This is a genomic window from Candidatus Pyrohabitans sp. (assembly GCF_054014795.1).
On the sequence record NZ_JBPMGE010000040.1, the window covers coordinates 1 to 11,393 of the forward strand.

11 protein-coding genes and 1 tRNA gene are annotated in these 11,393 nt (G+C 51.9%); 9 read left to right on the forward strand and 3 right to left on the reverse strand.

Going from position 1 to position 11,393, the window contains the following annotated elements; all coding sequences use genetic code 11:
- Window positions 1-4: 4 nt before the first annotated feature.
- Window positions 5-77 (reverse strand) — tRNA-Asn (locus tag ACXJJW_RS04775).
- Between the two features lie 231 nt (window positions 78-308).
- Between ACXJJW_RS04775 and ACXJJW_RS04780 the strand changes: the two genes are divergently transcribed.
- The 6 genes from ACXJJW_RS04780 to ACXJJW_RS04805 all read left to right on the forward strand — a co-directional run bounded on the left by ACXJJW_RS04780 (window position 309) and on the right by ACXJJW_RS04805 (window position 5,242).
- Entirely contained in the window at window positions 309-641 is a 333-nt protein-coding gene (locus tag ACXJJW_RS04780) for an archaellum operon transcriptional activator EarA family protein (RefSeq protein ID WP_456474592.1), read from the forward strand.
- Window positions 642-756: 115 nt separating this feature from the next.
- Complete coding sequence (locus ACXJJW_RS04785; RefSeq protein ID WP_456474593.1) at window positions 757-1,101, forward strand: hypothetical protein; 345 nt, start codon at window positions 757-759, stop codon at window positions 1,099-1,101.
- A 32-nt stretch (window positions 1,102-1,133) separates the two neighbouring features.
- Entirely contained in the window at window positions 1,134-2,189 is a 1,056-nt protein-coding gene (locus tag ACXJJW_RS04790) for a radical SAM protein (RefSeq protein WP_456474594.1), read from the forward strand.
- Between the two features lie 12 nt (window positions 2,190-2,201).
- Window positions 2,202-2,465: an Os1348 family NHLP clan protein gene (locus ACXJJW_RS04795; RefSeq protein WP_456474595.1), complete on the forward strand. Its 264-nt coding sequence runs from the start codon at window positions 2,202-2,204 to the stop codon at window positions 2,463-2,465.
- Between the two features lie 23 nt (window positions 2,466-2,488).
- Window positions 2,489-3,910, forward strand: coding sequence for a radical SAM protein (locus ACXJJW_RS04800; RefSeq protein ID WP_456474596.1), 1,422 nt, complete (start codon window positions 2,489-2,491; stop codon window positions 3,908-3,910).
- Between the two features lie 12 nt (window positions 3,911-3,922).
- Window positions 3,923-5,242, forward strand: a complete 1,320-nt coding sequence (locus ACXJJW_RS04805) for a B12-binding domain-containing radical SAM protein (protein WP_456474597.1) — start codon at window positions 3,923-3,925, stop codon at window positions 5,240-5,242.
- Window positions 5,243-5,254: 12 nt separating this feature from the next.
- On the opposite strand, the gene ACXJJW_RS04810 is transcribed toward ACXJJW_RS04805, so the two are convergent.
- Window positions 5,255-5,677 carry a DUF1699 family protein gene (locus tag ACXJJW_RS04810; protein ID WP_456474598.1) on the reverse strand — a complete coding sequence of 141 codons (423 nt, stop codon included), beginning with the start codon at window positions 5,675-5,677 and terminating at the stop codon, window positions 5,255-5,257.
- Between the two features lies 1 nt (window position 5,678).
- A complete protein-coding gene (locus tag ACXJJW_RS04815) occupies window positions 5,679-7,376 on the reverse strand; it encodes a DUF530 family protein (RefSeq protein ID WP_456474599.1) in 1,698 nt (565 codons plus the stop codon).
- A gap of 261 nt (window positions 7,377-7,637) precedes the next feature.
- Between ACXJJW_RS04815 and ACXJJW_RS04820 the strand changes: the two genes are divergently transcribed.
- The 3 genes from ACXJJW_RS04820 to ACXJJW_RS04830 are packed head-to-tail and all read left to right on the forward strand — an operon-like array spanning window position 7,638 to window position 11,016.
- The gene (locus ACXJJW_RS04820) at window positions 7,638-8,708 is read left to right on the forward strand and encodes a class II glutamine amidotransferase (protein ID WP_456474600.1); all 1,071 of its coding nucleotides are present in this window, start codon (window positions 7,638-7,640) and stop codon (window positions 8,706-8,708) included.
- A complete protein-coding gene (locus ACXJJW_RS04825) occupies window positions 8,709-10,217 on the forward strand; it encodes a glutamate synthase-related protein (RefSeq protein ID WP_456474601.1) in 1,509 nt (502 codons plus the stop codon).
- A 1-nt stretch (window position 10,218) separates the two neighbouring features.
- Window positions 10,219-11,016 carry a GltB/FmdC/FwdC-like GXGXG domain-containing protein gene (locus tag ACXJJW_RS04830; RefSeq protein WP_456474602.1) on the forward strand — a complete coding sequence of 266 codons (798 nt, stop codon included), beginning with the start codon at window positions 10,219-10,221 and terminating at the stop codon, window positions 11,014-11,016.
- The last annotated feature ends 377 nt before the right edge of the window (window positions 11,017-11,393 follow it).

The following is an 11,393-nucleotide window of genomic DNA, read 5'->3' on the forward strand; positions in this document are numbered from 1 at the left end:
TGAGCGCCGCCGGACAGACTCGAACTGTCGACCACCTGGTTAACAGCCAGGCGCTCTACCTACTGAGCTACGGCGGCATCGCAAAGAATGTGCAAGTTGTGGAGCGAGGGTTAACGAGTTAAAAGTTTGGAGTACCTTCTAAGACTATTTTTTATTATCGGTGAAAATGAATACCGCCTAATACCTGTTCAGACAGTAGGGGAAAAGTTATTTAAAGTTGATAGAGCTTTAAAACAATAAAAACACTGCCGCAAACAGACAACCGATAATGTGGATACCCACATCAAATAATAAGGGGAAGGGTGATAATGCCAGAAATGACCCCAGAAAACAGGAACCATATCGCCAAGGTTCTTTGGTCCTTTAAGAGGAGCCGGGTAAGAAAGGAGACCTTTAAGTTTCTGATAGAAATCCATCCCAACAGGAGCTATCCCGCTGAGATAGCCAGGGAGATAGGCTCTACACCTTCGAATGTGAAATGCGCCTTATCCGGGGCACCGTGGGGCGACTGCCGATTTAACGCCTCCTATTCCCTGCTATCCCTGGAACTGGTGAGAGTAGAGGAGATAAACGGAAGGAGATACTACAGAGCAACAGAAAAGGGACTGGAAATCGCAAAGAACCTTAGAGACAAATTCTAACTCTCTCCTGCTTTTAATGCCACGAGTATATGCACCTGCATATGCACCTGCCAATCTGGTTTTAAATACATGTAGCTCTTCTCTTTCTTAATATCAAGTGAGATGGGGGTAAATTATGGCAGAACTTAGATTAGACCCAAGAGAGTTAAAAGAAGTTCTCGAAAAAAGGGGCATCAGGGCAAGGGCCAGCTGGTGCATGTTCTGTGGTGCCACAAAAGGTGCTGAACCAATGCCTGCACAATTTAAACCGATAGGATTTGAGCAGACAAAGGAGCTGATAGCAAGTGGAGTAATCAGCGAGCTGGTATCCCAGCTGCCTGAGAAGGCGATGAAGGCAGGGTGGTGCATGTTCTGTGGTGCTCAGAGCAGCAAGGCACCAGGAGTGGTGGCTTCAAAAGAAGAGCTTACCGATGAGGTAATTGAAGAGCTCTCCAGGGATATCCTGAAACTGGTGAAATAAGATAGGCATTTCACTCACGGCTGGCATGTGTGATGTCCGAGCTCCACACCCTCTTCTTTAATATAACGCATTCATGCAACCTCAGATGCATCCATTGCTATGCAAACGCGGGGAGTACGGCTGAGCACAGGGCAGAGGATGTACTAAACTTAAGGGAGATAGGCAATCTGGCCGCTGAAGCTGGAGAACTGGGCGCCGAAAGGGTTGTTCTCAGTGGAGGAGAACCCTTTTTAAGGAAAGACTGGTTTGAGATTTTCAAAATCTTTAAGTCGCTGGACTTCACCGTAGCATTCAGTTCCAATGGCACAATGATCAATCGCAGGATAGCACACAGCCTCGGTAAGTTCGGTAATGTTGAATTCCTGATAAGCCTGGATGGCGACAGGGAAAAACATGAGTTGATGCGGGGGATTCCGGAGAGCTTCAACAGGACGGTAAGGACAATTCAGCTTTTGCAGGAAGCAAATATACCAGTTCAGATAAACTGCACCATAAACAAGGTCAACTATTCCAGTGTGCCCTTCCTGACAAAGTTCTCCCGGGACCGGGAACTATCCCTGAGATTAACCCTGCTGAACAGCTCTGCAGGAAGAGGGAAAGAAATCAGAGATAATACCCTGAGCACCGAGCAGATAGCAGACCTCATAACCTACTGCCACGAGGTAAGGCTGCGTGGCTCTCGGGTATTTCTTAATCTGCCGCCCCTCCTTCTGCCTCCTGAGGACATTATTCCGATAGGCGCTCCCTCCTGCGGCTGGGCGAATGGTCTGTGCGGCGTTCTCCCAAATGGGGACATCACCATATGCGCACTCGCACATGAGCATCCAGAGCTTATGGCCGGGAATATCAGGGATAGTTCATTTAAAGAGCTCTGGCTGGATTCACCCCTATTTAATGAGCTGCGCAGACTGGAGACCCCAAAATTGGAGGGTGTTTGCAGAGTATGCCGCTTCCGGGACATCTGCGGAGGAGGGTGCAGGCTCTCTGCCTATAAGAACTACGGCTCCTTCCTGGCACCCTGTGCCATCTGTCAGGAGTTTTATGATAAAGGGTTAATTGAACATAACAGAGTGGCGCATGAAAACTAGGAGGTGTAAACAATGGAGGAAAAGAAGATACCATACCACACCCTTAAGGCGAAGATAGAGAAAATTGAGAGAATACTGGGTAAGGCGATTGTGGACCCGGAATTCAGGAAGGTCCTCTTCGAGTGTCCCAGCAGAGTTGCAAAACAGTATGAACTGGATGAAGAGACGCTTCAGACGATAAAGCAGTTAGACCGCAGGAGCATTGAAAAGCTGGCAAAAAGTCTTGAGGCAAGAATAACAAAGGATGCGGCGGTTATTATCTTCTGTGGATCCTGAGCTCCGTCCACGGGGATTCCACCATGGTAGAGCTCAAAAGAGCAGAGATACACCGTTTTGAAGAGTTCGGTAAAAAATTTTTGCTGGATGTAAAAAGGAATTCCGTATACATCATAGATGAATTGACCTTTGACCTGCTGGGCCTGTGCAGCCAGCCGATGGAAGAAAGGCAGATATTTGAGAAACTGGCAGCGGTTTACTCTGCCGATTCCATCAGGGGGACACTTAATTTCCTGAAGGACAACAGGATACTCATAGCCGAGGAAGAACCCACAGAGCTTACTTTCCAGCCCTTAACCAACAAGTTCAGTATTACACTGAATGTTGCACAGTCCTGCAATCTGAGGTGCAGGTACTGCTACGTGGAAAAGGCACCCACCGGCTCCAGGGGCTCTCTGATGAGTGAGGTGACTGCAAAAAAGGGCATCGACTTCATCTTAGGTTTCGACGAACTCGAAAGTCTGGGGGTTTCCTTCTACGGTGGAGAGCCGTTGCTCAATTATCCGGTGGTCAAATCGGCGATGCTGTATGCCAGTCGGAGGGCCGAGGAGATGGGACTGGGAGAGGTCGAGTTCCACATTACCACCAACGGAACGCTTCTAAGTGATGAGATATTAGAATTTTTTAAAGATTATAATATAAATGTGCTGATAAGCCTGGACGGCCCCCCAGAGGTGCATGATTCAAAGAGAGTCTTTCCGAACGGATACGGAACACATCAGATAGTGCAGAACAATCTCAAAAAGCTGCTCGCCACTGAGGGAATTCACCACGTCAGCGCAAGCGCAGTGGTAACAAGAGACCACAGGCTTAGGGATGCGTACGAATACCTCTCCCAGTTTGACCTCAGGGACATAAAAATTTCTTACGTTCGGTATCAGGATGGGGGAGAGTTTGCCCTTACGGAAAGTCAAAAACAGCTCTATCTCAGCGACATGCGGGAGATAGCAAGGGACTGCATAGAAAAAATCTCACGGGGTGAGAGGCCGCCATACTACAACTTCGAAACCAAAATCCTGCAGCTCTGGAAAGGCTCAAGGAAGAAGTATTTCTGCCCCGCGGGAATAAGGCGCTTCGGCATTTCTCCAAACGGCGATATCTACCCCTGCGGAGTTGCGGCAGCCCAGGGGGTACACCGGATAGGCGATGTGCATAACGGGCTTTACGCAGAGAAAACAAAGCGTTTTCTACAAAAAATTTCTATAGAAAACAGAGATGAATGTGCAAACTGCTGGGCACGCTACCTGTGCGCCGGGGGATGCTTCCTTCTGCTGGTACGGGACTACGATTCAAAGAGGAGGTGTGAAATCAACCTGAGGAATACCGAGCTGGCCATTGCCATTTTTGCCCTTATAAGAGAGAAAAACGAGTTGCTTCTCTCGTCTCTCCTTGACCCCACCTTTCTTCCACGCTTAAGAAAGCTTATCCCTGTTTTAGATGATTAAAAGGGGATACAGATGGGCAATGACATAACCCTGGCAAACCTTGTTCTAGCACCGGACAATGAGAGCTTTGTCCCCATTGGCCCCCTCTATCTGGTCTCTTCCCTTGAGGAAGGCGGCTACAATGTGGACTTCAGAGACTATCAGCTCAACGGCTTTAAAGACCCCCTGACCCCCGAAAGCATCCTCGCATTTCTTGGAGATTCCTCGGATGTGGTGGGTATCAGCTGCATATTCAACATGCTGCCCAGTGTGCTCATGGCGGTGGAGGAGCTTAAGAAAAGGCATCCAGAGAAAAAGATAATACTTGGCGGTCCAGGCCCCACCGGTGTAGCGGAGCACATCCTGAGACATTTCCCCTCGGTAGATGTGGTGGTGAGAGGTGAGGGAGAAAAGACAATCGTAGAACTGCTCGACCGTCTTGACAGGGATATGAAAAATGTTCGCGGGATATGCTATCGAGATGGGAACAGAGTGCGTGTGAATCCCCCGCAGGAGCGGATAAAAGAACTGGATACCCTTCCCGCATATCACAGAATAAAATTTAAGGAGTATGCAAACGTTGGGGTGATGACTTCAAGGGGCTGTCCGTACAGATGCAGCTTCTGTGAGGTATCTCCCCTCTGGGGGCATACCAACTACCAGCGCAGTATTGAAAACGTCATGGAGGAACTTTCCCTGCTTCGCGATAAATACGGCGTCGAGAGCATCCGCTTCTGCGACGATACCTTTGTGCTTAGCAGGAAAAGGGTTCTGGAATTCTGCTCAGAAATCAGGAAGGAGGGGCTGGACATAAGATGGGCATGCATGGGCAGGGTAAATCTGATGGATAGGGAGCTTATGGGAGAGATGCGCCGCGCGGGGTGCAGGGGCGTCCAATACGGTGTAGAATCAGGTTCAAACAGGGTTCTTCAAAAAATAAACAAAGGGTTCACCAAACAGATGGCAGGGGATGTTATTCTAAAGTCCGTGGAATATTTCGAGCACGTCATCTCTACCTTCATATGGGGGTTCCCCTTCGAAAGCATGGAGGACTTTTATGAAACCATATTCTTCATGAGTTCCCTTGCGGAAGCGGGCTCAAAGATAAAATTTTTTCTGCTTTCCCCTTCTCCGCTTTCGCAACTCTACAGGGATTACAGAGACAATCTCAGGTTCTCAGAAGAGTTATGCTCAGAACTGGTGTGGAAGGGCTATGACAACTTTATTAACAAAAAGAAAATATCAGCCATGATACGGGCGTACCCGGAGATATTCCCTGACTTCTACTACATTGACTCTGGAAACATACACAAAAAGTATCAGCTCCTCAAAAATTCTGAACTGATAAGATAGCCTGTGCCGGCGTCACCTGCCCCTCTTACCCTCGTTGTCCTCCTTCTTCAGGTAGTAGTATACCGTCGTAAGCGGTATATCCAGCTCATCGCTTATCTCCTTTGCGGAGTAGCCCCTCTGCTCCAGCTCATAAACCTTTTGAATCTTCCAGTTGGGATGGGAGCGCGGTCTTCCCGGGGTCAGAAGCAGCGGCTCGAACTTTATACCTATCTTCTTCAGCGCCGTGCGTATCTTCTTCGGGGTGCGCTCGTAGAGCGAGGGGGGGCAGGTTATCACCTCTGTGTTGGGCGCCGCGGTAAGTATGGACGCCAGGATGTTTATGGTCGGACGGATGCTCAGGTGCACCTTTTTGGTGCTGTCGTCCAGCTTCTGGTTTATCTCCTCAATGAGCACATCCTTCTGCGATGAGCGCAGCACAACTATCTCCTTGCCCATTTCACCTCACCAGCTCCAGGAACTGCTTTGCCTTTTCTGATATTCTTATCTCCTTTATGTCCTCAAGGTTCTCCAGCTTCTCCTCGGGTATGACATCCCGCCTGCCCAGGCGGATTATGACCTTCAGCACCTCCTTTAGCTCCTCAACACTCGAGGACACCACCCGCGAGGCGGTCTCCAGCTCAAGGTCGCTGTGCAGATAGAGCGCTATTCCGCCTACTGCCCGCGAAGACGTGACCTTCAGGTAGTCCTGCAGTATCTCCTCAATTTCAAACTTCCTGAACACTATCTCGTGGGCGCGCTTCACCGGGATCACCGTCGGGTCTATGAACTTCTGTATGGCGTAGAGGAGGTCCTCCTCCTGGAGTATCTCCAGTGCCGCCTCAAGCTGCTCTCTGTCCGGGATGGGCTGTAGACCCGGGAATATGCTTGCATAGCGGCGCTCCCGGTAGGGTTTAATCAGCAGGAACTTGAAGATGTCCCATGCAAAGAGCGCCTTTGGTATCTTTATCAGCATCTCCTTGCGTATCTTCTGGCGGTAGTTTATGGCCTCGTCGAGACCTGCGATGAGGTTGCCCTTCTCATCCATTAGGCCAGCGGCCTTGAGCTCCTCCTCGAACTCCTGCATCAGCTCCCGCCGCTCCTCCATTATCCGCATGTCTAGGGCGAAGGTCTGCGACGCCTCGGCGGTGTAGAGCTGGGCGTCGAAGCGGCGTTTAATCTCCTCGTACCTGCGCAGCTTCTCCATGTCCACCCTGCGGGAGAGCAGGTACTCCAGAATCTCCTCCCGCTTGTATTTTAAAATCTTGGTGTAGCCTATGGCGAGAGCCTGGCGGTTGTAGCGCCCGCTCACCAGTATGGAGCGCTCGTGGTGGTAGCGCACGTGCTCTATGATTATCCTCCCATACTTGCTGCGCAGCACGCCCTCGTAGTCCAGCTTCTCACCCTTGCTCACCTCCACCTGCTCGCGCTTTGTAACCCACTTCCCGTTCTCCTTCGCCTTAAATGTTACAGTAGCCGACTTTATCTTGCCCTTCTTCTTCTCGCGCAGAATCTCCACCAGCTCGCGGTACGCCATGCGCTCGGTGGGGGTAAACTTAGAAATCTCCACTGTGAACTCGCCGCCGTAGGTGAGGTAGGGCAGGATCTCCAGGCGGTATATCCCCTGCTCATTGGGCTTTAGATAGGGGTCCACATCAGAGCCGCACTTGGGGCAGACGTACCTTCTCTTCTCCTCAATCCTCTTCATGGCCTCCTTGCCCTTGGCCTCTTTCCCGCACCTGCACACGAAGGAGACGAACTCCTCCAGGTGCCCCACGGCAATGTTGTGTGCAGCGATTGCGCTCTTGGTGCGCTCAAAGGTGCCCTTCTTAAACGCCGCATTTGTGCGGAAGAACATCTTGTGCCTTGCGACATCGCGCTGGTCCTCGACATCCTCACGGCGGTAGCTGCCCTTGCCGAAGGGTGTGCCGTGCCTGCTCAGTCCGAGGGCAAAGTAGGGCGAGTCGAAGCCCCGCTGCTCCATCTCGTCCTTGAGCAACTTGAGCTCCTCAAGGTTACTCTTAAGCGTCAGATAGAGCTCCTCAAAGTAGCGCTTCTCCTTCTTAAGCCTGCCCAGGTCTACCCTCAGCGTCGCTGAGATTTCATCCAGCACCTCTGTGGCGCGGTTCACCAGTGGGGTTGTGTCTCTCTCCTCCATTTTCACACTCCAAGAAAGAGGCGGCGTTTACAACTCTAACATGTGTTAATATATATGTAAAAGTACCACATATATAAAGTTATGCATCCCTGTAAAGAATATTGTAAATATGAGCATATTTAAAATTTTCTGATATGGCATCACCAGACTCTTGGCATCTGCCAAAAATTTTATAACCTCCAAGCCAGAATTATGGCTCGCCTTTTCGATGTTAGGCGTTACTTACCCTCTTACAAAAATTCCTCCCGCTGAGGTAAAGAGATGTGCGGCTTAGGTGGAATCTTCAACTGTGACGGCAAGAGAATCCCGGGCGATGATATAATAACCATGGCGAAGATGATGCGCGACCGTTACGACGGCCGTGGAGGAGGCTTCGCCGGCTATGGTATATACCCAAAGTACGCCGAGTACTACGCTCTGCACCTGTTCTTCCGCGATGAAGAGGCAAAGGAGGCTACCGAGGAGTACCTCAAGGATCGCGTTGCCATAATAAAGGACGAAGAGGTGCCGATGCGCAGCATCAAGGAGATACCCAAGGAGAACATCGTGTGGCGCTACTTTGTCGAGGTACCCCACAGGTTTAAGAGGGAGCACCTCACCCAGGATGACTATATAATAGATACCGTCTTTACGATTAACGATGAGATTGACGGCGCCTTTGTGGCGAGCAGCGGCAAGAACATGGGTGTATTTAAGGCCACGGGGATGCCCGACGACGTGGCCAGGATGTACAAGATAGAGAAGTACAAGGCCTACTGCTGGATAACCCACGGGCGCTTCCCTACAAATACCCCAGGATGGTGGGGTGGTGCGCATCCCTTCAACCTCCTGGACTGGAGTGTGGTACACAACGGCGAGATAAGCAGCTACGGCACAAACAAGCGGTACCTTGAGGCGCACGGCTACAAGTGCAGACTGCTCACAGACACAGAGGTAGTGGCCTACCTTCTGGATCTGCTGGTGCGAAAGCAGGGACTGAGCATTCGCAGCGCTGCCATAGCGCTTACCCCACCCTTCTGGAAGCACATCGATAAGATGCCAGAGCCCAAGCGGAGCATCTACACAGCGCTGCGCATGACCTATGCACCCGCAATGCTCAACGGTCCATTTGCAATAATCGTCGCAAACCGGAATACCATGGTTGGGCTGAACGACCGCATAAAGCTGCGCCCTCTCATAGCAGCGAAGAGCGGTGATTCTGTTTACATTGCCAGTGAGGAGGCGGCGATACGCGAAGTGCAGCCCGACTTAGAAAAGCTGTGGGCCCCCAGAGCGGGCAACCCTGTGATCGCCCGCCTGCATGATGATGTTGTAGAGGAGGTAATACACTAAATGGTGAGAAACTTCCCGCCCGACTTCATAGTCCGCGTTGATATGGACGCATGCATCAACTGCCTGCGCTGCGTGAGAGAGTGCCCCTTCGAGGTGCACGAGTACAACAAGGAAAAGAAGAAGTGGAAGCGCCACCATGATAAATGCGTCGCCTGCCTGCGCTGCGCTGCCATGTGCCCCACGCAGGCGATAAGCATAGAGCGCTCGCCAATGGAGTACTCCCCGCACCCCGTGTGGACAAATAAGGTGAGGAAGGACATCAAAACCCAGGCGGAGACGGGCAGCGTTATTCTCACAGCCATGGGCAACGAACTGCCCTATATGAGCTACTTTGATCACCTCGTGCTGGACGCATGCCAGGTTACGAATCCAAGCATTGACCCGCTGCGCGAGCCGATGGAGCTACGAACCTACATAGGAAGGAAGCCGGACAGGGTGGACCTTGAGGAGGACAACGGCGCAGAGCTCAAGACCCAGATTGCACCCAATCTGAAGCTTGAGACGCCCATAATGTTTGCCCACATGAGCTACGGCAGCATCAGCATTGAGGCACAGTTGAGCATGGCCCGCGCAGCCAAGGAGGTGGGCACCTACATGGGCACCGGCGAGGGCGGGATGCACCGCGACCTCTACCCCTACGCTGACCACATAATAACCCAGGTGGCCTCTGGAAGGTTTGCAGTGCACGAGGAGTACCTGAAGAGGGGCGCGGCAATAGAGATCAAGATAGGTCAGGGTGCAAAGCCGGGTATAGGCGGACACCTTCCCGGCACCAAGGTTAGTGCTGAGATTTCTCAAACAAGGATGATTCCCGAGGGGAGCGATGCGATATCGCCGGCACCCCATCACGACATATACAGCATAGAGGATTTATCGCGATTAATCTACGCCCTTAAGGAGGCAACCCGCTACAAGAAGCCTGTATTTGTGAAGATTGCAGCGGTGCACAACTCAGCGCCAATAGCAGTTGGCATAATCCGCGCTGGCGCGGATGCAGTTGTGCTGGACGGCTTCCGCGGCGGCACAGGGGCAGCCCCCCAGGTGCACCGCGACCACCACGGAATTCCATTAGAGGCTGCAATAGCAAGTGTTGACCAGCGCCTCAGGGAGGAGGGCATACGCCACTGGGGTAGCATAATAGCAAGCGGCGGCATAAGGTGCAGTGCAGACGTCGCAAAGGCGATAGCTCTCGGTGCGGATGCGGTTTACATAGGCACAGGTGCCCTGGTGGCGCTGGGATGTACAGTGTGCAAGAAGTGCTACACCGGCAAGTGCCCCTGGGGCATAGCAACACAGATTCCAGAGCTCAGAAAGCGCCTCAATCCGGATGAGGGCGCGCGCAGGGCTGCGAACCTTCTCAAGGCGTGGAGCCACGAGCTGAAGGAGATTCTCGGTGCCTTGGGGCTGAACTCCATAGAGAGCCTGCGGGGCAACCGCGACCGCCTGCGCGGCATTGGGTTGAGCGATGTTGACCTTGAGGTGCTGGATGTTAAACCTGCGGGGCGATAGCATGGCTGTGGCACTGGCGAGGATTTCAAAGGAAGGCGAGTTTGTGGTTATCGATGCCAAGGGTATGCACTACCGCGAGCTTAACGCGCTTATAGAGGAGGTTATAAACCGGGGGGCGAAGAAGCTTAAGCTCATAAATGTGAACGGGCAGAGGTTTATTGCAGACGGCCTGCGGGGCGACTACTACATAGAGATTCACGGCGTTGCCGGCGACGACCTTGGAGCCTTTGCAAATGGCCCCACGATAGTTGTCTACGGCGATGTGCAGGACGGCGCGGGCAACACCATGAATGCGGGCAGGATAATAGTGCACGGCGACGGCACCGACATAATAGGGCACAGCATGCGCGGAGGCAAGGTATTTGTCCGCGGGCATGTGGGCTACCGCGTGGGAATCCACATGAAGGAGTACATGGACCAGGTGCCGGTGCTTGTCATAGGCGGCACCGCTGGCGACTTCCTGGGAGAGTACATGGCGGGCGGTAGGATTATTATCCTCGGCTTAGAGAGACTTGAAACCTATCCTGAGATAGTGGGAGACTGGCTGGCTACCGGGATTCACGGCGGCGCAATTTATCTGCGCGATGCCATCGATGAGGATAAACTCGGCTACGGCGCAAAGTTTGAGGAGCTCACAGAGGAGGACCTCGCCTTTCTGCGCCGGGAGATAGGGGAGTTCTGCTCCTACTTCGGCGGCGATGTTGAGGAGATTATGAAGGTGAAGTTCACAAAGGTTGTGCCGCTCTCGCACCGTCCCTTCGCGGCGATGTATTCTGATTCTAAAGAGGCGGGGCATTAGGCAGGGCCCATCTTTATCTTCCCCGTCTCATCCCCAATTCTTTTTCTGAGATTCTGATGCATCAGTGCCAAATGCGAAAGTAATTTTTAGTCTGCCCAGGATGAAGCTTCTACTACAGCCTAATTATCATCTTCCCGTTTTCAATAAAAAGAGAAGCATATCCCGCGTTGAAAAATTCACCACTGAGGGAATGTGGCTTGAAGCAGGGCATATTAAGTAAACAGCACCAAGGTCCTTCCTATTCACTCCTAACATTTCGAAGTTTGTCACAGAGATTATTTATACCAGGATTTCTAGCGATAAAAGTAACATGGGGCTCAGCCTGCCCTGCGAGGAAAACTGAACCCCATGGCCCCAGCTAAGAGGCGTTACTCCTT

Bases quoted from the DNA above. Each gene is read 5' to 3' on its own strand.
- ACXJJW_RS04780 (WP_456474592.1), top strand. From the start codon at position 309: ATGCCAGAAATGACCCCAGAAAACAGGAACCATATCGCCAAGGTTCTT.
- ACXJJW_RS04785 (WP_456474593.1), top strand. From the start codon at position 757: ATGGCAGAACTTAGATTAGACCCAAGAGAGTTAAAAGAAGTTCTCGAA.
- ACXJJW_RS04790 (WP_456474594.1), top strand. From the start codon at position 1,134: ATGTCCGAGCTCCACACCCTCTTCTTTAATATAACGCATTCATGCAAC.
- ACXJJW_RS04795 (WP_456474595.1), top strand. From the start codon at position 2,202: ATGGAGGAAAAGAAGATACCATACCACACCCTTAAGGCGAAGATAGAG.
- ACXJJW_RS04800 (WP_456474596.1), top strand. From the start codon at position 2,489: ATGGTAGAGCTCAAAAGAGCAGAGATACACCGTTTTGAAGAGTTCGGT.
- ACXJJW_RS04805 (WP_456474597.1), top strand. From the start codon at position 3,923: ATGGGCAATGACATAACCCTGGCAAACCTTGTTCTAGCACCGGACAAT.
- ACXJJW_RS04810 (WP_456474598.1), bottom strand. From the start codon at position 5,677: ATGGGCAAGGAGATAGTTGTGCTGCGCTCATCGCAGAAGGATGTGCTC.
- ACXJJW_RS04815 (WP_456474599.1), bottom strand. From the start codon at position 7,376: ATGGAGGAGAGAGACACAACCCCACTGGTGAACCGCGCCACAGAGGTG.
- ACXJJW_RS04820 (WP_456474600.1), top strand. From the start codon at position 7,638: ATGTGCGGCTTAGGTGGAATCTTCAACTGTGACGGCAAGAGAATCCCG.
- ACXJJW_RS04825 (WP_456474601.1), top strand. From the start codon at position 8,709: ATGGTGAGAAACTTCCCGCCCGACTTCATAGTCCGCGTTGATATGGAC.
- ACXJJW_RS04830 (WP_456474602.1), top strand. From the start codon at position 10,219: ATGGCTGTGGCACTGGCGAGGATTTCAAAGGAAGGCGAGTTTGTGGTT.